The 25786-nt window shown below is 31.9% G+C and carries 26 protein-coding genes, 2 tRNA genes, 1 pseudogene and 2 other annotated features; of the genes and pseudogenes, 20 read left to right on the plus strand and 9 right to left on the minus strand.

Features of this window, described 5'->3' with window-relative positions:
- On the plus strand, positions 1 to 368 hold a 368-nt coding region (locus J7M77_RS01400), incomplete at its 5' end, for a GGDEF domain-containing protein (RefSeq protein WP_296875252.1).
- Positions 369 to 404: 36 nt separating this feature from the next.
- On the opposite strand, the gene J7M77_RS01405 is transcribed toward J7M77_RS01400, so the two are convergent.
- The gene (locus tag J7M77_RS01405) at positions 405 to 737 is read right to left on the minus strand and encodes a helix-turn-helix domain-containing protein (protein ID WP_296875254.1); all 333 of its coding nucleotides are present in this window, start codon (positions 735 to 737) and stop codon (positions 405 to 407) included.
- Positions 738 to 1466: 729 nt separating this feature from the next.
- On the opposite strand from J7M77_RS01405, the gene J7M77_RS01410 reads away from it, so the two are divergent.
- Both J7M77_RS01410 and J7M77_RS01415 read left to right on the plus strand, forming a co-directional pair.
- Positions 1467 to 1557, plus strand: a tRNA-Ser gene (locus tag J7M77_RS01410).
- A gap of 7 nt (positions 1558 to 1564) precedes the next feature.
- A tRNA-Asp gene (locus tag J7M77_RS01415) sits at positions 1565 to 1641 on the plus strand.
- Between the two features lie 61 nt (positions 1642 to 1702).
- Here J7M77_RS01415 and J7M77_RS01420 read toward each other — a convergent pair.
- Both J7M77_RS01420 and J7M77_RS01425 read right to left on the minus strand, forming a co-directional pair.
- Complete coding sequence (locus J7M77_RS01420; protein WP_296875256.1) at positions 1703 to 2236, minus strand: NUDIX hydrolase; 534 nt, start codon at positions 2234 to 2236, stop codon at positions 1703 to 1705.
- 456 nt (positions 2237 to 2692) lie between these two features.
- A complete protein-coding gene (locus J7M77_RS01425) occupies positions 2693 to 3985 on the minus strand; it encodes an IS110 family transposase (protein WP_296875258.1) in 1293 nt (430 codons plus the stop codon).
- A 319-nt stretch (positions 3986 to 4304) separates the two neighbouring features.
- On the opposite strand from J7M77_RS01425, the gene J7M77_RS01430 reads away from it, so the two are divergent.
- The 15 genes from J7M77_RS01430 to greA all read left to right on the plus strand — a co-directional run bounded on the left by J7M77_RS01430 (position 4305) and on the right by greA (position 20035).
- On the plus strand, positions 4305 to 5273 hold the full coding sequence (locus J7M77_RS01430) for an RluA family pseudouridine synthase (protein WP_296875260.1): 969 nt from the start codon (positions 4305 to 4307) through the stop codon (positions 5271 to 5273).
- A 60-nt stretch (positions 5274 to 5333) separates the two neighbouring features.
- Positions 5334 to 6254: an ROK family protein gene (locus J7M77_RS01435; RefSeq protein ID WP_296875262.1), complete on the plus strand. Its 921-nt coding sequence runs from the start codon at positions 5334 to 5336 to the stop codon at positions 6252 to 6254.
- Between the two features lie 87 nt (positions 6255 to 6341).
- Positions 6342 to 7475, plus strand: coding sequence for a tRNA 2-thiouridine(34) synthase MnmA (gene mnmA / locus J7M77_RS01440; protein WP_296875264.1), 1134 nt, complete (start codon positions 6342 to 6344; stop codon positions 7473 to 7475).
- The gene (locus tag J7M77_RS01445; protein ID WP_296875266.1) at positions 7475 to 9670 is read left to right on the plus strand and encodes an ATP-dependent RecD-like DNA helicase; all 2196 of its coding nucleotides are present in this window, start codon (positions 7475 to 7477) and stop codon (positions 9668 to 9670) included. Before mnmA ends, J7M77_RS01445 begins: the two co-directional genes overlap by 1 nt.
- Before the next feature lie 182 nt (positions 9671 to 9852).
- Positions 9853 to 10049, plus strand: a binding site (T-box leader).
- Positions 10050 to 10090: 41 nt separating this feature from the next.
- On the plus strand, positions 10091 to 12700 hold the full coding sequence (gene alaS / locus J7M77_RS01450; protein WP_296875267.1) for an alanine--tRNA ligase: 2610 nt from the start codon (positions 10091 to 10093) through the stop codon (positions 12698 to 12700).
- Between the two features lie 56 nt (positions 12701 to 12756).
- The gene (locus tag J7M77_RS01455) at positions 12757 to 13008 is read left to right on the plus strand and encodes an IreB family regulatory phosphoprotein (RefSeq protein WP_087298368.1); all 252 of its coding nucleotides are present in this window, start codon (positions 12757 to 12759) and stop codon (positions 13006 to 13008) included.
- Between the two features lies 1 nt (position 13009).
- On the plus strand, positions 13010 to 13429 hold the full coding sequence (ruvX, locus tag J7M77_RS01460) for a Holliday junction resolvase RuvX (RefSeq protein WP_296875268.1): 420 nt from the start codon (positions 13010 to 13012) through the stop codon (positions 13427 to 13429).
- 12 nt (positions 13430 to 13441) lie between these two features.
- Positions 13442 to 13801: a DUF1292 domain-containing protein gene (locus J7M77_RS01465; RefSeq protein ID WP_296875270.1), complete on the plus strand. Its 360-nt coding sequence runs from the start codon at positions 13442 to 13444 to the stop codon at positions 13799 to 13801.
- Between the two features lie 44 nt (positions 13802 to 13845).
- Complete coding sequence (locus tag J7M77_RS01470; RefSeq protein WP_296875272.1) at positions 13846 to 14940, plus strand: beta-propeller fold lactonase family protein; 1095 nt, start codon at positions 13846 to 13848, stop codon at positions 14938 to 14940.
- Positions 14941 to 15063: 123 nt separating this feature from the next.
- Positions 15064 to 16113 carry an endolytic transglycosylase MltG gene (gene mltG, locus J7M77_RS01475; RefSeq protein ID WP_296875274.1) on the plus strand — a complete coding sequence of 350 codons (1050 nt, stop codon included), beginning with the start codon at positions 15064 to 15066 and terminating at the stop codon, positions 16111 to 16113.
- Position 16114: 1 nt separating this feature from the next.
- Entirely contained in the window at positions 16115 to 16705 is a 591-nt protein-coding gene (locus tag J7M77_RS01480; protein WP_296875275.1) for an O-methyltransferase, read from the plus strand.
- Between the two features lie 4 nt (positions 16706 to 16709).
- Positions 16710 to 17645, plus strand: coding sequence for a U32 family peptidase (locus tag J7M77_RS01485; protein ID WP_296875277.1), 936 nt, complete (start codon positions 16710 to 16712; stop codon positions 17643 to 17645).
- Positions 17629 to 18873 (plus strand): U32 family peptidase, encoded by a 1245-nt coding sequence (locus J7M77_RS01490; RefSeq protein ID WP_296875279.1) that lies wholly within the window; start codon positions 17629 to 17631, stop codon positions 18871 to 18873. The genes J7M77_RS01485 and J7M77_RS01490 overlap by 17 nt, the downstream gene beginning before the upstream one ends.
- Positions 18873 to 19493, plus strand: coding sequence for a uridine kinase (udk, locus tag J7M77_RS01495; RefSeq protein WP_296875281.1), 621 nt, complete (start codon positions 18873 to 18875; stop codon positions 19491 to 19493). Before J7M77_RS01490 ends, udk begins: the two co-directional genes overlap by 1 nt.
- Positions 19494 to 19549: 56 nt before the next feature.
- Positions 19550 to 20035: a transcription elongation factor GreA gene (gene greA / locus J7M77_RS01500; protein ID WP_296875283.1), complete on the plus strand. Its 486-nt coding sequence runs from the start codon at positions 19550 to 19552 to the stop codon at positions 20033 to 20035.
- 17 nt (positions 20036 to 20052) lie between these two features.
- Here the strand turns inward: greA and J7M77_RS01505 are convergent, their stop codons facing one another.
- Positions 20053 to 20409 (minus strand): DUF3792 domain-containing protein, encoded by a 357-nt coding sequence (locus tag J7M77_RS01505; RefSeq protein WP_296875285.1) that lies wholly within the window; start codon positions 20407 to 20409, stop codon positions 20053 to 20055.
- Between the two features lie 49 nt (positions 20410 to 20458).
- Here J7M77_RS01505 and J7M77_RS01510 point away from each other — a divergent pair, with 49 nt between their 5' ends.
- Positions 20459 to 21094: a DUF421 domain-containing protein gene (locus J7M77_RS01510; protein ID WP_296875287.1), complete on the plus strand. Its 636-nt coding sequence runs from the start codon at positions 20459 to 20461 to the stop codon at positions 21092 to 21094.
- A 36-nt stretch (positions 21095 to 21130) separates the two neighbouring features.
- Here the strand turns inward: J7M77_RS01510 and J7M77_RS01515 are convergent, their stop codons facing one another.
- The 4 genes from J7M77_RS01515 to J7M77_RS01530 form a co-directional block, all read right to left on the minus strand.
- Positions 21131 to 21925, minus strand: a complete 795-nt coding sequence (locus J7M77_RS01515) for an ABC transporter ATP-binding protein (protein WP_296875289.1) — start codon at positions 21923 to 21925, stop codon at positions 21131 to 21133.
- The gene (locus J7M77_RS01520) at positions 21918 to 22847 is read right to left on the minus strand and encodes an ABC transporter permease (protein ID WP_296875291.1); all 930 of its coding nucleotides are present in this window, start codon (positions 22845 to 22847) and stop codon (positions 21918 to 21920) included. Before J7M77_RS01520 ends, J7M77_RS01515 begins: the two co-directional genes overlap by 8 nt.
- A gap of 9 nt (positions 22848 to 22856) precedes the next feature.
- Positions 22857 to 23852: an ABC transporter substrate-binding protein gene (locus J7M77_RS01525; RefSeq protein ID WP_296875293.1), complete on the minus strand. Its 996-nt coding sequence runs from the start codon at positions 23850 to 23852 to the stop codon at positions 22857 to 22859.
- Between the two features lie 52 nt (positions 23853 to 23904).
- Positions 23905 to 24130: a binding site (T-box leader), on the minus strand.
- Between the two features lie 91 nt (positions 24131 to 24221).
- Entirely contained in the window at positions 24222 to 25016 is a 795-nt protein-coding gene (locus J7M77_RS01530) for a ZIP family metal transporter (RefSeq protein WP_296875295.1), read from the minus strand.
- Positions 25017 to 25123: 107 nt separating this feature from the next.
- On the opposite strand from J7M77_RS01530, the gene J7M77_RS01535 reads away from it, so the two are divergent.
- Positions 25124 to 25501, plus strand: coding sequence for a metal-dependent transcriptional regulator (locus tag J7M77_RS01535; RefSeq protein WP_296875297.1), 378 nt, complete (start codon positions 25124 to 25126; stop codon positions 25499 to 25501).
- A 52-nt stretch (positions 25502 to 25553) separates the two neighbouring features.
- On the opposite strand, the pseudogene J7M77_RS01540 reads toward J7M77_RS01535, so the two are convergent.
- Positions 25554 to 25786, minus strand: a pseudogene (locus J7M77_RS01540) (hypothetical protein); the annotation flags it as partial.

Genomic DNA, 25786 nt, shown 5'->3' on the forward strand with positions numbered 1-25786 from the left:
ATTTTAAATTGATCAATGATACTTATGGACATATAGCAGGGGATATCGTTTTAAAAAAATTAGTCGATATAATTCGTTCTTTATCACGTGAATGTGATGCAGTGGTTCGTTATGGTGGCGATGAGTTTTTAATTGTTTTTCATAAAATAAATGAAGAAGCCTTCATCCAGCGCCTTCACAAAATTAAGGATGCTGTTAATAGTTTAAAAGTTACTAAAGAAGCAACTGTCAAACCTTCAATCAGTATCGGTGGCGTTTATTGTAATCAAGAATTACAAGGCGATATCGTTAAGCAAATTGATGAATTACTATATCAGGCAAAACGTAAGAAAAATAGTATTGAATATAAAGCGTTGAATGAATATTAAAAAAGATGCATAGGATTGAAAGGCATCTTTTTTTGTTTAATAATCATCAGGAATATTTTCATGGCCCCATTTACAAATTGAACTAAGAACCGGCATTAAATTTTCTCCTTTTTTTGATAAACGATATTCTACTTTAGGTGGTACTTGTGGATATTCATGACGAATGATCAAACCGTCATTTTCTAGTTCTTTTAATTTGTCTGATAAAATTTTATGGGTTATAGGTCCTAAAGCTTTTTTTATTTCGCTGTAACGCATAACCGGTTTTTTCCATAACCAAAACAAAATATGCATTTTCCATTTACCACCAATAACAGAAATTGCATAATTAAAAGGTTTAATATTAACATCTTTACAAATATCATCCATAAAAATAACTCTCCTTTTAGATAGTACCTATTAAAAAAGCACGTACTTTCTTTATTTGTCTATATAAATTATACTATTGATAAATAATTTAGTAAATAAAGGTGATAATGATTTATGCAATAACTCTGATTCAAATATCTGTATAATATAGTCAATCAGAAAATTTTAAATAACCAAACTTCGGGCGTATCGATATTACAAGGTGATGATAATCATCCTTGTGCACTTTTCTTGAGTTATGTAAACAATAAAATCTATTTTCATTGCGCTAAAAGTGGTCATAAATTGGATGCAATCAATTTTGTGTAGTTGCTAGAGATGAAGTTGTTAGTCAAGAATATACTTCATATTTCAAAAGTGTAATTGCATTTGGCAAAATTTATATTATTGATGATGAAAAAAGCTATAAGCAATTAAAATCTTAACCCAAAATATGTACCTGATAATCTAAAAGATAATCGTGATAAAATGATTGATTGATATTGGAAAGTATTAAGTATGTTAGTGTTAGAAACTGAACATTTAACGACTAAGCGAGTAAAGGGATTAATAAATAGTGTCCAATAAGTTAGAATTAGCAGTTAAAATTAATAATTGTAATATTTTTTTAAAAAATAAAACGTTGATTATTTCAACAAAATTTGAAATAATTCATTTTTTTGATGATTAAAATTGCAAAAAGATGTTGCAAAGGCAAAATAAATATGCTATTATAAACAAGCAGACGACGGAGACATACTCAAGAGGCTGAAGAGGCGCCCCTGCTAAGGGTGTAGGTCGGGAAACTGGCGCGAGGGTTCAAATCCCTCTGTCTCCGCCATTATAATGGTCTGGTAGTTCAGTTGGTTAGAATGCCGCCCTGTCACGGCGGAGGTCGCGGGTTCGAGTCCCGTCCAGACCGCCATTAGTTAATTAATTCTGTGTTTACAGAATTTTTTTTATATAAAAAAATAGATTGTTGTAATCTATTTTTTGTGTTTATTAATATAGGCATGCATAATTGCAATCATTGTTTTAGAATCAAATATTTCCCCACTTACAACCATTTGATAAGCTTTATCAATATCGATACGAACTAACTCAATAACTTCATCTTCATCACAATCCGCTGGGTTTTCCACCTTAAATACATCTTTAGCTTGATAAACATACAACCATTCATCACTATAGCCAGGAGTTGGTAAAAATTTTGCAATCAATTCAATCCCTTTAGCACTATATCCCGTTTCTTCTTCTAATTCTCTTAACGCACAAATTTCAGTTTTTTCACTTTCTTCTAATTTTCCTGCTGGAATTTCTAATGTTTCACTAGCGTTAGGATAACGATATTGTTTTACTAGCAGAACTTCATCATCAACGATAGCTAGAACACCAACACCACCACGATGACGGACTACTTCACGGGTTGCAATATTACCATTTTCACATTCAACTTTATCCTTATAAACTTTTATTATTTTTCCTTGATAAATTAACTCACTAGATATTTGTTTTTCCATAAATTCCTCCATTTGATAAAATAATTGATTTTTTTATAAAAATTATTTTAATGATCCACTATAATTTACTATTTAACTCACCGATAGATAAACTCTTTTTTATTGTGAAAAATCATCTCCTTTATTTTAAATTATAACAAAAAAACTATGCGGGGGTGCATAGTTTTTTCTATTATTTCACGTAAGGGTGATAATAGGGGGTATGTAAAGCGAATGTCTTCACTTAACAATTAGATTATAACATTTGTCTCATTAAATGTAAAGGGTTACATTTGCAAATAATAGGCAGTTATTGATATTTGTTTTTATAAAACAAAAACTAATTTTTTAAAAGTATTAGGTAATTTGATACGGTTTTGTTATAATGGTAAATGGTGATAATCTGAATAAAAATAAGAATGGAATTTAGTGTTTAGCCTAAAAAAGTGCATAAAGCCCCTTTCCCCAAGTAGAAGACTACTCTGTTTGAGGTGAGTTGGTAGATTTCCTGATGATAAATTTCAGGATTTCATCCTCAGTTAAGCCAGTGCGGCTGAGCTGATTGAAAGCATTTCTTAAGTTGTTTTTAATATATTCAATACGCTGTTCCTTAGTTGTTTCGACATCTGCCATATCAGACGGATTAAAAACTTCTCCTGTCTTGAGTATATGATAGATGGCTACAAGGATTTTTCTGGCGATGGCTATAATGGCTCTTTTTTTGCCGCGACGCTTGGAAATTTTATTGAATTTGACAGCATAGTAGCTGCATTCTTTATCCTTGAGGGCAGCATGTGCAACCTGAACAAGGCAAGGTTTGAGATAAACTCCAGCCTTTGAAATCTTGACAGACTTTTTCTTGCCGGCTGATTCATTACGGCCTGGAGCAAGTCCAGCCCATGCGGCAAGCTTACGGGCACTGGACCATTGGGTCACATCAATACCAAGCTCGGAAATGATGATGATGGCTGATTTTCTGCTGACACTTGGAACTGTCATCAGAAGCTGAATATAGCTTTCGTAAGCAGCAACCATCCTGTCAATATGCTGCTGGACCTCATCAAGAAGTGAATCGAGCTGTTCCATGTGTTTTTGAACAATCCTGATTCTTGTTTTTTGATACTGATTGAGGCTTGTACCTTCAACAGCACTGAGGATGTCTTCAGGTGAAGCCTTGCATCTTCCATGAACTTTTGAAAGAATATCTTCACTAGTGTATGGTTCGTCTGATAGAATAGTATCGACAACAGCGGAAGCGGATTTACCAAAAACATCAGAGAAAACAAGGTCAATTTTACAGTTTCCAGTGGTAAGTGCATTCTGGAAACGATTCTTCTCAGAAGAACGCATATTGACCAGCTTATACTGATAGCGGGTAAATTCTCTGAGGATGCGAATATCCTTTTCAGGTATGTAACTGGATCTGACGATGCCAAACTTGAAAAGATCGGCAATCCATTTGGCATCCTTGTTGTCATCCTTCTCACCTTTGATAGCCCTGACCCATTTGGGATTGGCAACAACGACATTGGAGATGTGACCTTCCAATGCATTGTATACAGGAATATAGTACTTGCCAGTAGATTCCATGCATACATTATGACAGTTGTTTTCAATAAGCCAGTTTCTAAACTGGACCATCTGGTTATTAAAGGTTGAGAATCTTTTTTTGATGTATCTGGGCTTGACGGATTCAGAGATGCATATAACAGCCACAATGAAAGATTTGTGCACATCAACGCCACAGGCTCTAGGGTAAACAATTTCCATAAATAAAAGCTCCTTTCAAGATATAGAGAAGGAGCACAGTGACTGACTGAGCAACACTAAAAGATTAACTCAAGTCAATGATTAATCTACAGACTCAAAGGACATACTCATGTGTGCTTGAAAAGCTCAGCCCTGCACTGGTTAAAATACTGTTTTGAACTAAACGAGTTGCAGCAATCTACAACTCACCTCACCGTGCTTTGTAGTGTGTGACTCCTTCAGTAAAAATATAAAACAAAATGTCTGTACAAACAAGGTGCTTATTATTCATGACTATGTGTGCCTTGGAGCTGCAGGCGGAAAGGAATGTGTGGTTAAAATGAAAAAATTAAAAATTACAAAAAATGATGCTAATCAGCGAATTGATAAGTATTTAAAAAAATTATTAGTTAATGCTCCAGAAAATTTTATTTATAAAATGTTTCGAAAAAAAGACATTAAAGTTAATGGAAAACGAGTTAATGAAAAATATATCTTAATGGTAGATGATGAAATTGAAATGTTTTTATATGAAGATAAATTTAAAGAATTTACTAAGGAAAAAAGTATTTATGAAGTTAGTAAAACATTTAAAGTTTTATATGAAGATAAAAATGTTTTAATCGTTTATAAACCCGCGGGATTATTAGTTCATGAAGATGCTAATGAATCGATCAATACTTTAACAAATCAAGTATTAAGTTATTTAGCTGATAAAAATGAATTGGATCTAAGTCGTGAAAATACCTTTATGCCAGGGCCGGTTCATCGTTTAGATCGTAATACTAGTGGAATCGTTATTTTTGGCAAAACATTAATGGCTTTACAAAATTTAAATGAAATGATCAAGCAGCGTCATTGTATTGAAAAATCTTATTTAACAATTTGTAAAGGGTATTTAAGAGGTAAAAAAGATATTCATGGTTATATGGTCAAACTGCCTGATCAAGCTCAAGTTAAATTGGTTAATAAGGACCATCCGGGGGCTTTATCAATGGAAACGATCGTTAAACCAGTAAAAAAACAACATGATTTTAGTTTAGTTGAAGCAACGTTAGTAACTGGGAGAATGCATCAAATAAGAATCCAGTTATCAAGTATTGATCATACAATTATTGGTGATCGTAAATATGGGGATTTTACGTTAAATAAACAAATGAAAAAACAATTTGGTTTGAATAATCAATTGTTACATGCTTATAAAATTAAATTTGTCCGTTGTATTGGTGATTTGAAATATTTACAAGGAAAAGAAATAATTTGTCCGATTCCAAATCAGTTTGAAAAAATCATAAAAACTTTATTCTAGATACCTTTAAAAGATGGATTCTTTATTGTATAATTATTGAAGATATATAGGAGGACGAATATGAAATATTACATTGGAATTGATTTAGGTGGTACAAATGTAAGAACTTTACTAGTTGATGAAAAAGGAGCAACATATAGTGAAGTAAAAGATAATACTGAAAGGGAAAACGGGCCTGATTACGTTTGTGCTAAAATTATTCGCCAAATTGAAAGTTTGGATACTAAAGTTTGCGGTGGTTTAGAAGGTGTAAGCGGAATTGGAATTGGTGTTCCGGGACCAGTTGATACGGTTAATGGAACAATGATCATGGCTACTAACTTACCAGGATTTGAAAATTATCCAATTTGCTCTAAATTAGCTGATCGTTTTAATTTACCAGTTTTCATTGATAATGATGCTAATGTAGCTGGTCTGGCAGAAGCATTGCTTGGTGCTGGAAAAAACTATCCAACTTGTTATTATGTAACCATTTCTACTGGAATTGGTGGTGCTTTTATCGTTGATGGTAAATTAGTATCTGGTGGACGTGGTCATGCTGGTGAAATCGGAAATATCATCGTTAAAAACAATGGTTATAAATTTGGTGGTTTAAATCCAGGTGCAGTTGAAGGTGAAGCAAGCGGTACGGCAATTACTCGTAAAGGAAAAGAAATTTTAGGTGAAGACGCTGTTAATCATGCTGGGGATGTCTTTAGATTAGCGGCTGAAGGTAATTTAAAAGCTAAAAGCATCGTTGATGAATGTATTTCTCAGCTAGCAACAATGTTTGCCAATATTGCTCATACAGTTGATCCACATTGCTTTGTTATCGGTGGTGGAGTAATGAAATCACGTGAATATTTCTATGATAGTTTAGTAGAACAATTTAATTCTAAGATTCATGTTGGTATGCGGGGACATATTCCACTATTAAAAACAGAATTAGAAGATTGTGGTGCTATTGGGGCAGCAATGTTGCCAATGTCTAGACTTGGTTAAGAAAGGATTTTTGATCCTTTCTTTTTTCTACTTACTGGTGGTATTTTAATTTAAATAATGTTATTATAAGGCGGTGAGGTGACGAAGATGTCAAAAAGAGTAGTTTTAGGTTTAAGCGGTGGCGTTGATTCAGCGGTTGCTGCATATTTATTGAAAAAACAAGGATATGAAGTTATTGGGGTATTTATGCGTAACTGGGATAGTCAGTTAAATAACGATATTTTAGGAAACCCTAATAATCAGGATGATATTTGTCCTCAGGAAAAAGATTATAATGATGCTAAAGCGGTAGCTAAGTGTTTAGATATTCCGATTAAACGGGTAGATTTTATTAAAGAATATTGGGATTATGTTTTTAAATATTTTATTGAAGAATATCAAAAAGGAAGAACACCTAATCCGGATATTTTATGCAATAAGCATATTAAATTCAAAGCTTTTTTAGATTACGCTAAAGAGCTTTCAGCTGATTATATCGCTACCGGTCATTATGCTAAAGTGATTCATCAAGAAGGAAAAGATTCGTTGATGTTAAAAGGACATGATCATAATAAAGATCAAACTTATTTTTTATGTCAGCTAAATCAGCAGCAATTACGTAATTCATTATTTCCGTTGGGGGAAATTGATAAAACTGAAGTTCGTCAAATTGCGCGTGATTTAAATTTACCGATTGCTAATAAAAAAGACAGTACAGGAATTTGTTTTATTGGTGAACGGAATTTTAAAGAGTTTTTACAAAATTATATTCCTGCTAAACCTGGTAAAATGGTCGATATTGAAACTAATCAAGTTATCGGTGAACATTCTGGGATCATGTATTATACAATTGGTCAGCGTAAAGGTTTAGGTATTGGTGGCGCTGGAGCACCCTGGTTTGTCGTTGGTAAAAATTATGATCAAAATATTTTATATATTTGTCAAGGGGATCAAAAGAAATGGCTGTATTCAACTGGCGCTTTAATTAGCGATGTTAACTGGATTGCTTCAAAAAAACCAGAACATAAAATTGCCTGCAACGCTAAATTTAGATACCGTCAGCAAGATAATCCAATTCAGTTAGAGTTTATTGATGAAAATACTGTTTATTTAACTTTTGACCAGCCAGTCAAAGCAGTAACACCTGGTCAGGCGGCTGTTTTTTATGATGGCGAAATTTGTTTAGGTGGAGGAACAATCGAAACTGTTTATAAAGACGGTAAAGCGATTGAATATCTATAATGATTACATATACAGGATATATTAGGAAGGTTCGTTTTTATAATGAACCTTCAAATTATCTTGTCGCTTCAATTGAAGTCGAACAAGAAGATAAACTAATCACAATGACAGGATATTTAAATAATTTCAACGATTATGATAAATATGAATTTACTGGTGATTATGTAATTCATCCTAAATATGGAAAACAGTTTAAATTAACGGGCTGTCGCATTATTTATGCTAAAGAAAATGATGAATTAATTAAATATTTATCAAGCCCTCTGTTTAAAGGAATTGGTAAAACATTAGCGAGTGAAATCGTTAATACTTTAGGTGAAGATTGTATTGAAAAAATTAAAGCTGATAAACATAGTTTGGATATAGTTCGCGGGATGAGTGAAAAACGGCGAGAAACGATCTATGAAACATTGACTAATAGTGACTATGACCAGGAAGTAATGCAGTTTTTCATGGGACATGGAATTAGTTTGAAAAATTTAGGCTTGATTCAGGCCCATTATCAAGAAAAAACCCTTGATGTTTTACAACATAATCCTTATCAGTTAATTGAAGATATTGATGGGATCGGTTTTAAGACGGCTGATGAACTGGCAATTAAAATTGGAGGTTCTTTAGATGCTCCTGATCGTATTAAAGCAGCGATTATTTACAGTATCAAACAGCATGGTTTTAATACTGGCAGTACTTATTGTCTGCTTGATGATATTAAAAGAGTTTTTAATAAAAATATTTATAATATTGATGACAATACTTTTTATCAATACCTTGATGAATTAGTTAGTGAGGAATTGGTTGTTTTAAAAGACAATCGTTACTACTATTATGAAATGGATGAAGCCGAAAATAATATTGCCAATTATTTAAAACAAAAAATGATGCAAGCAGATGAAATGATCGATGATAAAGAAATTGATCGAATGTTAGAAGATCTAGAAAAAAAACTGGGGATCCAGTATGCCAGCAAGCAAAAAGAAGCAGTTCGTTATTTTTTAAAATCATCATGTATGATTCTAACTGGGGGACCAGGAACCGGGAAAACAACGATTGTTTTGGCATTATTAAAAATCTATAAACAAGTTTTTCCTGAAGATCGTATTGGCTTAGTTGCCCCTACCGGCAGAGCCGCTAAAAGATTAAGTGAATTAACGGGTTTAACAGCTTCAACGATTCATCGATTATTAAAATGGGATCTTCATAGCAATGTCTTTGCAGTTAATGAAAACAACCCCTTAGATCTTGATGTTTTGATCATTGATGAGTTTTCAATGGTTGACACTTTATTATTGCATAAAGTTTTTCTGGCGGGGAAAAAGATTCGTAAAATTTTATTTATTGGTGATTACCATCAGCTTCCTTCAGTAGCGCCGGGAAATTTATTGCATGATCTAATTAAAGCCGGAATCAAGACAATTGAACTTGATGAAATTTTTAGACAAAGCCAGGATTCTGGAATTGTCCAGCTGGCGCATCATATTATTAATGATCAAATTACAGATAATCAGCTTTTTGATCAGTACAGTGATATAAACTTTATTACTTGTGCAAACTATGATGTCGTTAAAAATGTTAAAACAATTGTAAAAAAAGCATTAGATGAAGGCTATGATGCAAATGATATTCAAGTTTTAGTACCGATGTATCAAGGTGTTGCTGGAATTGATGCTTTAAACGATGCTTTACAGGATGTTTTTAATCCCGTTAATGAAGATACTTTAGTTTATCGCATTGGACGTAAAGAATATCGCGTTGGTGATAAAATTTTGCAGTTGAAAAATCGTCCTGATGATGAAGTTTTTAATGGCGATATTGGTACTTTGATCGATATTTGTTTAAAAGATAATTTTGAATATTTACAAGATACTTTGATCGTCGATTTTGATGGCAATATCATTGAATATACGAGTAATGATTTTAATACGATTACTCATGCTTATTGTATGTCGATTCATAAATCCCAAGGAAATGAATTTAAAATTGTGATCATGGCTGTTTTATCTGATTATTATGTCATGTTGAAACGTAATTTGTTATATACAGCGATTACGCGCTGTAAACAGGCTCTCTTTATTTTGGGTGATTTTAAAGCGTTTATGTACGGTTTATATAACTTTCAGGATAGTCGCCGTAAAACTAGTTTGATTGAACGGTTTGCAAATGAAAAAGAATTAAGCGTGTATGATTTCATGGATTAAGGACAAACTAGATTGAGGTGATTTGAAATGATGACTAGAAGCAAGATGCTGTTAGGTCTTACAATTGCATCAATGATGATTTTATTAAGTGAATGTGACTGTGTTGAAGATATGATGTATAGTCTTAAAGAAAAGATGTAAATTTAGAGGCTTGAAAAATAAATAAAGATAGTTTATAATTTGGTAAATCGTTGATAAAGAAGAGTACTATATTGTTTATTTACTAGAGAGAGTATGGCAGGTGGAAATACTTAATGGCATATAGGAAAGCTACTTTGGAGAGTAATTAAAATTTACCGTGTAAGCTACGTTATCGGCTAATTAAGGGCATGAAGTTTTCATGAACTAGGATGGTACCGCGATATAAGTCGTTCCTAGATTAGGAACGGCTTTTTATATTGGAAGGAAAAGGAGAATTAAATGAAACAATTAACTGGAAATCAAGTAAGACAAATGTTTTTAGACTATTTTGCAAGCAAAGGGCATAAAGTAGAGCCAAGTCATTCATTAATTCCTAATGATGATCCTACTTTACTTTGGATCAACGCTGGTGTTGCGGCAATAAAAAAATATTTTGATGGAACGATCAAACCAGAAAATCCCCGCATCACTAATGCGCAAAAATCAATCAGAACTAATGATATTGAAAATGTAGGTAAAACTGCTCGTCACCATACATTTTTTGAAATGCTAGGAAACTTTTCAATTGGAGATTATTTTAAAAAAGAAGCAATTGATTTTGCCTGGGAACTATTAACTGATGAAAAATGGTTTGCTTTTGAAAAAGACAAATTATATATCACTGTTCATGACCATGATGATGAAGCCTATGATTACTGGGTCAATGAAATTGGAATTGGACAAGATCACATTTTAAAAACGGCTGAAAACTTCTGGGAAATTGGTGAAGGACCATGTGGACCAGATTCTGAAATTTTCTATGACCGTGGTGAAAAATATGATCCTGAAGGTTTAGGAACAAAATTATTTTTTGAAGAATTAGAAAATGATCGTTATGTAGAAATTTGGAATTTGGTATTTTCACAATATAATTCTCAAGCTGGATTAAAACGTGAAGAATATAAAGAATTACCACAAAAAAATATTGATACGGGAATGGGCTTAGAAAGAATTACCAGTATTTTCCAAGATGGGGAAACTAACTTTGATACTGATTTATTCTTGCCAATCATTCATCAAGTGGAAAAAATGGCAACAGTAAGCTATCAAGAAAATAAAATGGCTTATCGCGTTATTGCTGATCATATTCGTACTGTAACATTTGCTTTAGCTGATGGAGCATTATTTGATAATGCTGGGCGCGGTTATGTTTTAAGAAGAATTTTAAGACGAGCTGTTCGTTATGGTAAACAAATTGGAATTGAAAAAGCGTTTATGTATAATTTGGTTGCTACTGTTAGTGATATCATGAAAGAATTCTATGATTATTTACCAGCTAAAGTTAATTATATTAGTGATTTAGTTAAAAAAGAAGAAGAAGCATTCCATAAAACGCTATCTAATGGTGAAAAGTTATTAGCTAGTATGATTGAAAAAAACACTAGTGGAACAATTAGTGGTCAAGACGCTTTTAAATTATATGATACTTATGGCTTTCCATTTGAATTAACTTTAGAAATCGCTGAAGAATCTAATTTAAAAGTAGATGAAGCTGGCTTTAAAGAAGAATTAAAGATCCAACAAGAAAGATCACGTGGAGCACGCGGGGATAATGAAAGTATGACTAGTCAAAAACCAGATTTAATGGCTTTTGATTTGCCATCTACTTTTGAATACGATCCTGCTAATATTAATAGTGTCGTAATTGGGTTATTTAAAGATGGTGTTAAAGTTGATGAAATTGATGATTATGGTGAAATCGTTTTTGATACAACTACTTTCTATGCCGAAATGGGTGGTCAATGTGGCGATAAAGGAACAATCTATAATGATAAATGCCAGGCTAAAGTTGAAAACGTGTTGAAAGCTCCAAATCAGCAACATTTACATTTTGTTAAGATTGAACAAGGAAGTATTACTTTAGGTGACATTTTAACTTTAGATGTTGATAAAAAAATGCGTAATCAAATTACGGCAAACCATAGTGCTACTCACTTATTACAGGCAGCTTTAAAACAAGTGTTAGGTGATCATATTAGTCAGGCGGGCTCTTATGTTGATGATCAGCGGTTAAGATTTGACTTTACTCACTTTAAAAAGATTACTAATGAACAGATCAAAGCAATTGAAACTTTAGTTAATAACGAAGTTTTTGCGGGAAATAATGTTGGTATTGAATACATGAGTAAAGAAAAAGCGATTGAAAGTGGTGCAATGGCTTTATTTGATGAAAAATACGGTGATACTGTTCGGGTTGTATCAATTGGTGATTTTTCTAAAGAATTATGCGGTGGCTGCCATGTAAATAACAGTAGTCAGATTGGTTTATTTAAAATTGAAACCGAAGAAAGTGTTGGTAGCGGGGTTCGTCGAATTGAAGCCGTTACTGGTCAAAAAGCTTATCAGGCGTTAGTTCATGAAAAAGAAGTTGTTGATCAAGTTAGTGAAATCTTAAAACTTAAAAACCGTAAAGAAGTTATTAATAAAGTTCAGGCGGTTTATGATGAATTAGGACAAGCTAAAAAAGAAATTGAAAATTTAAATAGTAAATTAAATGCTTTAAATGCAGCTAATAAAGTAAATGATGTTCAAGATATTAATGGTGTTAAAGTATTATTAGTCAATGAAACAATTGAAAGTGCCAAAGCTAAACAATTAGCCTTTGATTTTAGAGATAAACTAAAAGAAGGAATTGTTATCTTGGTATCTGAATATGAAGGTAAATGCTCATATTTTGTTGGTGTAACTAAAGATTATGTTGCTAAAGGTTATAAAGCTGGTGACATCGTTAAAAAAATTAATAATGTAGTTGATGGCCGTGGTGGCGGAAAACCTGATTTTGCTCAAGGTGGCTGTCCGGTTAACGAAAAAGTATCATTGATTAGCGCTGAATTGAAAAACTTCTTTTAATTTATTAGTAATTGGTGTAAAATGAGGATATAGGTGAAACCTTAGGGGGGAATAATATGCAAGACTTAACAAAAACAAAAGTATTTAGCTCTGAAGATATGCGACGCGAAATGATTCGTCAAAATCTAAAAACAGTAATTGAAGCGTTAAATGAAAGAGGTTATAATGCCGTTCATCAAATTGCTGGATATTTAATCTCAAATGATCCTGCATATATTTCTAGTCATAAGAATGCACGAAATATAATTCAGCAAATTGAACGTGATGAAATTATTGAGGAATTAGTAAAATCATATTTGGAGAAATAGAATGAAAAAAATACTAGGTTTGGATCTTGGTTCAAGAACTTGTGGTATTGCTATGAGCGATCTTTTAGGAATGATTGCTCATGGCGTAGAAACATATCGTTTTAAAGAAGATGATTATGAATCAGCGGCGAATTATGTAACTGATATCATCAAGGCTAACCAGATTGAAACAGTTGTTTTGGGGCTGCCCAAACATATGAACGGTGATTTGGGTGAACGTGCTCAAATTTCAATCGATTTTAAAAAACGTTTAGAAACATTATCACCAGAGATTGAAGTTGTTTTAGTTGATGAACGCTTAACTACTAAATTAGCGCAAAATCAATTGATCTTTGCTGATGTTTCTAGAAAAAAAAGAAAAAAAGTAATTGATAAAATGGCTGCCGTAGCTATTTTACAAAGCTATTTAGATAGCAAATAGAAAGGAAATTTAATGGAAGCAAATAAGATCCAGGTTGTTGATAGTGATGGTAATGAAAAAGAGTTTGAAGTATTATTTACTTTCAACAACGATGAATTAAATAAACAATATGTATTATATTATGATGCATCATTAGATGAACCAAGTGTTTATGCATCAGCTTATGATGACCAAGGACAGTTATACCCAGTCGAAGATCCAAGTGAATGGGAATTGATTGAAGAAGTATTCCAAAGTTTTGTTGGTCAGCAAGATGATCATGAATGCTGTCAAAATCATGGTAAAGGATGCTGTCATGATGATGGCGAACATGAATGCAATCACGAACATCATGATGATCAATGCTGTTGTAAAGAAAAAAAAGCTAATTAAATTAGCTTTTTTAGCTTTAAATTTAGAAAGGTGGTAAAAATTAAATGGCAATATTTGGATTATTTGGAAAGAAAAGAATTACCGAATCATTTTTCGTTAATTCATACGGTAATGATCAAACTCGAGGGATTTATACATTTCAAATTGATATTGAAAACGGGGAAATACTTTTTAAAAAATATTTTAAAACACCTTCAGATCCTATCTATAGTTTTAACTATGGACGGTTTGTCTGTGTTACCTATAAAAACCGTTCGGGAACATTAGGTGATGGGGGAATTTGTTCTTATGCAGCTACTTCTGATATTTTAGCGTTAGCTTCTCATATTAGTGATGAAGGAAAGACTTATGTTCATGCCTGCACTAATGGTGATGATGAAACAGCTGATCGTTTATATGCGGTTGATTATTATAATGGTGAAATTGCGGTAGCAAGAATGGCTAAGAAAAAATTGGTTACTACTGTTTTTAATTATCAATTAGAAGGACATAGCATTGATCCAAAACGTCAAAATCAGCCACATCCTTGTTTTGTCACTTTTACTCCAGATAAAAAGCGTTTAGTTGTTACTGACCTAGGATTAGACAAGATTTTATTGTTTGAACCAGTAGATCGCGAAATTGTTTTAGATAAGGAACATTCATTAGATGTTAAACCAGGTTCTGGTCCAAGAAAGATCATGTTTAATCAGGCCGGAACGATTGCTTATGTTTTAAATGAGTTATCATGTACGATTGATGTTTATAAATATCATGATTTAAATTTTGAATTGATTCAAACGATCGATACTTTCCCTAAAGAAGGTTATGAAGATCTTGACAGCACTGCTAGTCAAATGATCTTTAGCGAAAAAGAAGAACGTTTATTTGTAACTAACTGTGGACATGATAGTCTTTCTTTATTTTTGATTGATCAAGAAACAGGCATGTTGAAATATAAAGATTTTGTTGATACGTCACCAAATCCTAAGGATCTAAAAATCTTTAAAGATCAATGGATCGTTGTGGTTTGTCAAAAAGGACAGGTAGCTGAAAGTTATGAATATCGTGAAGAACGTGGTGGTATGCTATTTGAAACAAAATATAGCTATATGATCAACGAACCAGTTTGTATTACAAAATTTGAAACAATTTATTAAAATTTTAAATAGAGATGGAGTCATCTCTATTTTTTATTTCCATACTATAAGTAAATGATTTATGTTTAGAAAAGTTGAAACAGTATCAAAAATATCATATAATGTAAAAAAATGGAGGCGTTTATGAAAAAAATACATAAAATTATTATTGCAGTTGTAGCCAGTATGGTAATCATTGTGATTGGTTTGACTTTTTATTATTTTAATGGTCAAGGTGCTGTTTCATCTAAAGATGAAGAAGTAATCGTAGAAATATCTGGTTCAACTTCTTCAGTATTGACGCAATTAGATAAAGCGGGACTAATTAAAAATAAAACAGTTGCTAGTCTTTATTTGAAATTAAATGATTATGATTTTATTGCAAATACATACATTTTAAATAAAAACATGGATCTAGAAACTATTTGTAAGATTTTAGAAGGGGATAAAAAGTATATTTCAACGGCTAAAGTAACTATTTTAGATGGTGATCGAATTATTGATTGTGCTAATAAAGTAGCCAAGGTATTAGAAATAGATAGTAACGATGTTTTAGCTAAATGGTCTGATCCTGAATATTTAAATAAACTAATAGAAAAATATTGGTTTTTAGATGAAAGTATTTTAAGTAGTGATATTATGTTTTCATTAGAAGGTTATTTTGCTCCGGAAACATATTTTATTGCAGCTACTGATCCTACAATTGAAGATATTACTGAAAAGATGTTAGATCAAATGGATAAGAATTTATCTAAATATCAAGATCAAATTGAAAAATTTACGATCAACAATAATCAAGTAACCATGAATCAGTTTTTATCTTTTGCTTCAGTTGTACAATGTGAAGCTTCTGGAAATAAAGATGATCAAGAAAAAATTGCCGGTGTATTTATCAATCGACTAGAAAAACCGATGCGTCTACAAAGCGATGTAACTGTCAATTATGCTAACCAGGTAAAAACCGTTGCGGTTACATATAAAGATTTAAATGTTGATTCAAAATATAACACCTATAAATATGACGGTTTACCAGTAGGACCAATTAGTATGGTATCGACAGATATCATTGATTCATGTTTAAATTATCAAGATTTTGATGCAATGTTTTTCTTTGCCTTAGAAGATGGAACAGTAATTTATTCTAATACGTATGAAGAACATCAAAAAGTTGTAAGCGAAAATAAGTGGTATTAAGATGAAAGAGTTAATAGAGTTAAAAGAAAAAGCAATTAAAGATAATATTCCTATCATGCAAGATGAAGGCTTAGCTTTTATGATTGAATTGTTTAAACAAAATAATTTTCATAACTGCTTAGAAATTGGCAGTGCGGTTGGTTATTCAGCCTTGATGATGGCAAGTAATATCAATGATTTCAAAGTAGAAACAATTGAATTAGATGATAACCGGTATAATCAGGCTAAAGAAAATATTAAAGCATATAAGATGGATAAACAGATTATCATTCATCATGATAATGCTTTAACACTATCTTTAGAAAAATTAGTGTTAGCTAAATATGATTGTTTATTTATCGACGGGGCTAAAGCACAGTATCAAAAGTTTTTTGAAAAATATATGCCATTAGTAAATGACAATGGTATTTGTGTCGTTGATAATTTGGATTTTCATGGCATGGTTTTTGAAATTGAGAAGATCAAAAATCGTAATACTAGACAATTAGTTAAAAAAATTAAACGGTTTAAAGACTGGATCTTAAGTAATGAAGAATATGATGTCAAATATTATCATATTGGTGATGGTATTTGTGTAATCAAGAAAAGGTGATGAAATGGAATTAGTATTAGCTTTAAATAGTGATAAATTTATCTATGATTATTTAGATATTGGCGTAAAATATTTTGTTGTGGGAACAAAATATTTTTCATGTCGTCAGGCATTAAGTTTGGATTATGATGAATTAAAAAAATTAAAAGATAAATTAGGTAAACAAAAATTATGGGTATTAGTTAATGCCTTGATTGAAGAAAGTAATTTAGAAGGATTAGAAGAACATTTAAAATATTTAAATGAATTGAATGTTGATGGAATCTTATTTCAGGATTTTGCAGTTTTACAGTTATGTAAAGAACATCAATATTCTTTTGAGATGATTTATTATCCGGATACTTTAAATACTAATCAGGCAACGTTAACTTATTTGCAGTTACAAGGGGTTAATACTGCTTTTTTAGCACGGGAAATACCGTTAAGTGAAAAGCAGATGATTTCTAAAAATGTTGATTTAAAAACAATGGTTCAAGTCCATGGTGTTGAATATATGGCTTATTCAAAGCGAAAATTATTAACTAATTATTTTAAAGAAATTAATCAAGAACCAAAAGTATCAATTAATGATAATATAACGATTCAGGCTAATGGTGTTGATTATGCCTGCCATATTTATGAAGATCAATTTGGCTGTCATATATTAACTAAACAGCAGTTATGTACATTGGATGTGTTAAGTCAAATGAGTGATTTTGATTATTTATATATTGAATCATTATTTATTGATGATTTAAAGCTGGTAGCAATTGTTGATCTTTATCAGGAAGCGATCAATCATTATAAAAAAGGTTTATTTGGCAAAGTAGCCCATGATTTAAAAAATCAATTAAATCAGTTAACGCCAGAAATAGACTACTATCATAGTTTTTTATTTGATGCTACGGTTTATAAAATTGTTGATGTAAGAAAGCGGGAACAAGATGAGAAAAGTAAGTAAAATAATTGATGGAAAGAGAGTAATTATTAAAAAACCAGAATTATTAGCACCAGCAGGAAATTTAGAAAAATTAAAAGTGGCCATTCGTTATGGCGCTGATGCTGTTTTTGTCGGTGGCAAAGAGTTTTCTTTACGCTCTAGCGCTTCTAATTTCAGTTTAGAAGATATTAAAGAAGCCGTAAGATTTGCCAATAATTATAATGCTGCCATTCATGTTACTTGTAATATTATTTTACACCAGGATAATTTACAAGGAATTAAGGAATATTTAACAGCATTAGATGATGCTGGAGTTCAGGCAATCATCGTTGCGGATCCGTATATTATGAAAGTAGCTAAAGAGTTGAATTTAAACTTGGAAGTGCATGTTTCAACGCAGTTATCGACGTTAAATTCTAAAGCAATCCAGTTTTATCAAGAATTAGGAATGGATCGGGTAGTATTAGGACGGGAAGTATGCTTTGAAGATCTAAAAACAATTTTAAATAAAACCGATTTAGATATTGAATATTTTATTCATGGCGCCATGTGTATTCATTATTCCGGACGCTGTATGCTATCTAACTACTTTTCACGTCGTGATGCTAATCGTGGTGGCTGTTCACAATCTTGTCGCTGGTATTATGATATTTATCAAAATGATCAACAAATCAATCATGATGGGATTATTCCTTTTAGTATGTCAAGCAAAGATATGGCTTTGATCAACCATATTCCTGAATTAATTGAAGCCGGAGTTGATTCATTAAAGATTGAAGGGAGAATGAAATCATTACATTATATTGCTACGGTTGTTTCAACTTATCGTAAATTAATTGATGATTATTGCAATGATCCTGATAACTTTGTTTTAACTGATAAATATTATCAAGAATTACAAAAAGCTGCCAATCGGGCTTTATGTACTGGCTTTTATGATAATCAGGCTGATAATCATAAGCAAATTTATAATCAGCGTGATGAACATCCAACTCAGGAATTTTGCGCCCGAGTTATTGACTATGATCATCAAAATAAGCTGGCAATCATTGAACAGCGTAATTATTTTAAAGTCGGTGACCAAATTGAATTTTTTAGTCCTAATCATGAAAATATCATTATTCCCGTTACTAAGATTTTTAATGAAGATAATGAAATGGTGGAAATTGCCAACCATCCAATGGAAATATTAAAGTTGCCAGTTGATTTTGTGTTAGAAAAAGATGATATGGGAAGAAAGGTGATTTGATGAAAAAGCCAGTTATTATTGGTATTGCTGGCGGTAGTGCTTCTGGCAAGAGTTCAATCGCTAATGAGATATATCAATATTTTAAACATGATCATTCAGTTAAAATAATTCGTTTAGATGATTATTATAAAGACCAATCCCATCTAACCATGGAAGAGCGGACAAAAATCAATTACGATCATCCAATGGCTTTTGATATGGATTTGTTAGTTGAGCATTTAGATCTGTTAAAAGCTAATCAGCCAATTGAAAAACCAGTATATGATTTTACGATTCATAATCGATCAGATAAAATAGAAAAAATCGAACCGCGTGATGTCTTTATTTTAGAAGGGGTATTTGTTTTACAAGAAAAGCGGATTAGAGAGCGCTGTGATATTTTAATTTATGTGGATACAGATGCTGATATTCGCTTTATTCGCCGGTTAAAAAGAGATATGAAAGAAAGAAACCGTTCGTTAGATTCGGTGTGTAATCAATATTTAACTACTGTTAGAGTAATGCACGAACAGTTTGTTGAGCCATCTAAAAAATACGCTCATCTAATTATTCCTGAAGGTGGCAGCAATACAGTGGCAATTGATTTACTGATTGCTAAAATTTTAGCAATTGTTAGCTAAGTTAGGCTAGATATTTATTATGAATTATGCTATATTAATGACTACGAGGTGATATTATGGAACACGAAAAGGTTTTATTGACCCAAAGTGGTGTTGAAAAACTAGAACAAGAAAAAAATAACTTAATTAACGTTGAAAGACCTAAAGTTATTGAGGAATTACAATTAGCACGTTCTCAAGGTGACTTATCAGAAAATGCTGATTATGATGCTGCCAGAGAAAGACAAGCGCACTTAGAAGCTAGAATCAAAGAAATTGATTACATGTTACAACATGCAGAAATCATTTCTGAAGATCAAATGGATCTAAAAGTAGTTAAACCAGGAACTACGGTTACTATTTTAGATTTATCAGAAGATGACGCTGAACCTGAAAGTTATAAAATCGTAGGGTATACGGAAACTGATCCATTAAATGGTAAGATTTCTAATGAATCACCATTAGCTAAAGCGGTATTGGGTCATGGTGTTAATGAAATCGTAACAGTTGGGGTAGCTGAACCATACGATGTAAAAATCTTAAATATCGAATTTAAAAACTAGAATTGCTTCTAGTTTTTTTATTCTTCTAATCTTTTTTTGTAAAAAGATAATATTACTACAGTAGCAATCAAGATAAACGGACGTGAGATAATATTAATAACATTTAAATCACCTAAATTTAAAGCAATTGCCATTAAGGCAAACAACAAACCACAAAGCAAACTATGATAAATGGCTTTTTTATCAAATGTTTTGACAATTAAAAAGCCCCAAATCATCATCATTATTCCGGCAAACAAATTAATTAGAAGATGATAAATAAAATTAGACATGTGTATAAAGCTAATTATTGTGGCCATGATAATACTAATAAGAGTAAAACTGATTAGGATAAATAGGGCGAATTTTAAGTATATTTTTAAATATGATTTCATATTTCCCTCCTTTTTGTCTTATTATATTATATTGAAGGAATGATCAAATATGAGTATTTTAGATGTGTTTTTAATTAGTTTAGGAATATATATTTATTTAAGTGTTTTATTACGTTTTTTTGGAAAAAAGGAATTTAGTCAGTTAAATGTTTTTGATTTTGTGGTTTTTTTAATTATTGCGGAAATAATGATCAATACATTAGGCGATGGCGATTTTACCTTTGTTCATGGAATTGTTGCAACAATGACTTTGATTATTGTTGATCGGTTGGTATCGATCATTACCATGAAATCAAAACGATTACGAGATTTATTTGAAGGAAAGCCAACGTACATTATCTTTAAGGGTAAATTGAATCAAGAGGGGATGAAACAGCAGCGTTATAGTGTCAATGATTTAACGCATCATTTAAGAGTCAATGATATCGATAGTATTTCTAAAGTAGAATTTGCCCTGTTGGAAACTAACGGTTCATTATCAATCATTACTAAAGATCAATGTGTAGTGGAATTGCCTGATGCTTTGATTCTTGATGGAATTGTTGATGAAGATAATTTAAAACTAATCAATCGAGATCATAACTGGTTGAATAAAGAATTACATAAACAGGGAATTGATCGTATAGAAGAAGTATTTTGTGCTATCCCGGAAAAAGGACGGCTGTTAATTATTAAAAATAAATAAAAAAGAGATTTCATCGAAATCTCTTGATAAATAATTTTAACCTAATAGCATCCGGTCATTAGCAAATTCTTCACCACTGGCTTCTTCAAACTTATGCAATAAATCTTCAACTGTTAACTGTTTCTTTTCTACACCCTGAACATCATAGATAATATGACCATTATACATCATGATCAATCTATTTCCCACATCAATGGCATCACGCATATTGTGAGTGACCATCATGGCAGTTAAATTTTGTTTAGTAATGATTTCATTAGTTAGTTTTAATACTTTAGCTGAAGTTGCCGGATCTAAAGCAGCCGTATGTTCATCTAATAACAATAATTTTGGCTTTTGTAAAGTCGCCATCAATAATGTAATTGCTTGACGCTGTCCACCTGAAAGTAATCCCATTTTAGTAGTTAAACGTTCTTCTAAACCTAAGTTTAAAGATTTAACTAATTCATAATATTGAGCTTTTTCTTTTTTAGGTACACCCCAGGCTAAACCGCGTTTTTTACCGCGCCGATTGGCTAAAGCTAAATTTTCTAAGATTTGCATATCACTAGCTGTTCCTAACATAGGATCTTGGAATAAACGGCCGATCTTTTTAGCTCGCTGATATTCTGGCTGTAAGGAAATATTTTCACCATCAAGTTCGATCGTACCACAATCTAAGGGATGTAAACCAGAAATCATATTTAATAGTGTTGATTTACCAGCCCCGTTACCACCAATGATCGTAACAAAATCACCTTCATTTAACTGTAAGTTAATGTTATGCAAAACCTTTTTTTCATTAACCGTACCTAGATTAAACGTTTTACATACATTGGTTAATTTAAGCATGTTCGTTCTCCTTTCCGGTTAATTTTTTATATAAAGATAACTGTTTACGTTTACCAAGCATAATTGGGATCGTTAAAGCAATACCAACTAAAAGTGCTGTTAATAGTTTTAAATCATCAGTATTTAAGCCCATTTGTAAGACGATAGCAACAACGATTCGATAAATAATTGAACCAATAATGATTGCTGACAGTTTTAAAGCAAAGCTTCCTTTTTTGCTGGTAAAGATTACTTCACCAATTACAATAGAAGCTAAAGCAATAACGATAGCTCCAGTACCAACACGTACATCAGTTGCCTGGCTATATAAAGCATATAAACCACCAGATAAACCAACTAAACCATTACTAAGAGTTAAACCTAATAATTTCATTGTATCGGTATTGATTCCTAGTGAACGGGCCATTTGTTCATTATTACCAGTTGCTCTAATTGATGAACCTAATTCAGTTCCAAAAAACCAGTATAATAAAGCAATAAAACCAATGACAAAAATTAATGAAATAATTAAAGCAATATAATATTTATTAACATCTAACATGATTGATAAATCATTAAATAAAGTATTAGCTGTTGTAAGTGGTAAGTTAGCACGACCGCCCATAATTCTTAAATTAATTGAATAAAGACCAATTTGTGTTAAGATCCCGGCTAAAATAGCAGGAATTTTACATTTAGTGTGCAAAAATCCAGTGATTGCCCCAGCAATCGCACCAGCTAAAATGGCAATTAGTAATGCCAGTAAAGGATGAATGCCATTTAAAACACTAATCGCACAAACGGCACCACCAGTTGCAAAGCTGCCATCAACAGTCAGATCGGCAATATCTAATAATCTAAAAGTAATGTAGACACCTAAGGCCAAAAAGCCCCAAACCAAACCTAAATCAACGGCACCTAAAAAAGTATAAAATAAACCCATTTTTAACTCCTATTCTTCAACGAAAGTTGCTTCTGGATAATCTTCTTTATTGATTGTAATACCACATTTTTGAGCAACTTTTAAATTAATGACCATTGTACAGTTTTCACTGTCCAAATGAACAATTGGTGTATTAGCTGCTGTTTTTTCACCTTTTAAGATTGCTAAAGCTTGTTTTCCTGCTTCACGTCCTAAATTTTCATAGTTGATTCCATAAGTAGCTAAACCACCATTAACAGTCATTCCTTCTTCACCAACAATGCAAGGAATCTTAGCTTCTGATGTAATTGCTTCAACACTGCTCATATATGTTGCAAGTAAGTTATCAGTTGGAATATAAACAACATCGTTATCATCACTAACGATCTGACTGGCAACAGCCTGGATATCATTAGAATCAGTAACTGTATAAACTTTGTAGTCTAATCCTTTATCTTTAGCTGCTTCTTTAGCAATGTCACCTTGAACGATTGAATTATCTTCACTACCACAATACATGATTGCTACTTTTTTAGTTTCTGGCAATAATTCCATCATTAAATCAAATTGATCAGCAATTGGTGTTAAATCACTAGCACCAGTTACATTACCACCTGGTTTATCGTTACTTTTTACTAATTTAGTGCTTTCGTAATCAGTAACTGAACATCCAACGATAGGAATGTCAGTAGTTGCATTGGCAACTGCCTGTAAAGCTGGAGTAGCAATTGCATAAATTAAATCATTTCCATCATTAACTAATTTATCGGCAATTGTCGTGCAGTTAGAAGTATCACCGGCAATTTGATAATCAATATTTTTTTCTTTGACACCAGCTTCTACTAAAACATCTTTAAAACCCTCATAAGATGCATCTAAGGCATCATGTTGCATTAACTGAATAACCCCAATTTTTACTTCTGATAAATCTTTGACCTCAGTGCTTCCATCACTTCCGCCAGTTCCACATCCTGTGATACTAGCACACATTGCAAGTGCTAATAATCCGCTTAATAGCTTTTTCATAATCTACCCTCCAAATATTATTTTCAATTTTTTAAACAAAAAACGTCCTCGTTTAGAGGACGACAGAATCGCGGTACCACCCCAAATTTGCTACCTGGTTGCCCAAATAGCCTCGTTAAGTATGAAACTTATCTAAAATAACGGTTAGTCCCGGGATTGCCTACATATCAGCAATCCAACTCCATGATGAATTCAATATAGTTTAACGTATTGTTTTCACCAGCCACAATATCTCTAATATCTAAACTATATTTACTAGTTCACTTCATAGTCATTGTTTAATAAATTGTTAAAAAAATCATACGATATTGAATTGTTTTTGTCAATGTTTTTTCGGCGATTTACGTTAATTGTAATAATAATATTTATTTATGATAATAATATATCCAATGACATCATAATGACAAAACCAATCATAAAACTAATTGTTCCTAAATCAATATCTTCACTGGCATTAGCTTCAGGAATTAATTCTTCAACACAGACAAAAAACATTGCCCCGGCTGCAAAACAGAGCATAAAAGGCAAGATTCCATTAGCAATACTGGCAAAGATAAAACCAAGCAGGGCAGCAGGGACTTCAACCAAAGCCGAAAACTGACCATACATCATTGCCTGAAAGCGACTTTTACCACATTGTAACATCGGTAATGATATGGCAGTTCCTTCCGGAAAGTTCTGGATTCCAATACCGATTGCTAAAATCAAGGCACTTAAATAATTGCCATCAACTGCACCAGCAAAAGCAACACCTACGGCTAGACCTTCAGGAATATTATGCAAGGTCATTGCTAACATCAATAATTTATTTTTAGAGTATTTAGTGGGATTGATTCCTTCCTGGACATTTAAAATAGCGTGTTCATGGGGTAGAGTTTTATCAATTAACATTAAACATAAAACACCACAAATAAATCCAAAGGGAATCATTAATAATGATAGCTTGCCACTATTTTCTAACTGTTCCTTAGCTGGTAAAAGCAATGAAAAAAATGATGCAGCAATCATAATACCAGCTGATGAACCTAAGGCAATACAAACTAATTTTTTATTGGCTTTTTTTACAAAATAAACTAAAGAAGCTCCAAAAAAGGTCATTAACCAGTTAAATGTGGCCACTATTAAAACAATTATAATTGGATTAAATGATAATAAAATATCCATTATTTCACCTCAATTATTAATATGTTTTTAAAATATTTCCCTCTAGGCTATCTACTTGAGAAAATGAAGATCTTATGTTATGATTATGCTATTAGGAGTGGATATCAATGGAAGAAATGACAATTGCAATGCAAAATTATTTAGAACTAATTTATGAGCTTTCTTTAGACGGGAAAAAAGCTCGAGTTAGCGACATTGCAAAGAGATTAGGGGTATCGAAGCCAAGCGTTAACAATGCGGTTGTTGTTTTATCTAAAAATGGTTATGTTGATTATGAAAAATATGCAGATATTAAATTAACGCCAAAAGGGATTGAAATGGCAGAATTTTTTTGTAATAAACATCAAACTATTAAAAAATTATTTATTGAAGTTTTAAATATTGATGAACAGATTGCTGATAAAGATGCTTGTTTGATTGAACATGTTATCTCTGATGAAAGTATTAAAGCAATGCAGGCTTATTTAAAAAAAATGCAAAAATAGTTTTATCATAAAGATAAAACAAAAACAGGCAAGATTTTTGCCTGTTTTATTTTTAATATCCAAAATTAATATATTCTTCAGTAGTAATAATTAAAATAGCTTTATTAGTAACAACGTTTTTCTTACGATCAAAAGTTTCAAGTGGTGTATATTCAACCTTATCACGTCTTTGAACATCTTCATCATAAACATAATCAGCTTGTCTAAAGAAAATACCGTCCTGATCATGACGAGAAATTGTTCCAATACCTCTATCCTTATTATAATGAACTACTGTACCTTCAA

Source organism: Thomasclavelia sp., assembly GCF_017889095.1.
Classification (GTDB): domain Bacteria; phylum Bacillota_I; class Bacilli_A; order Erysipelotrichales; family Coprobacillaceae; genus Thomasclavelia.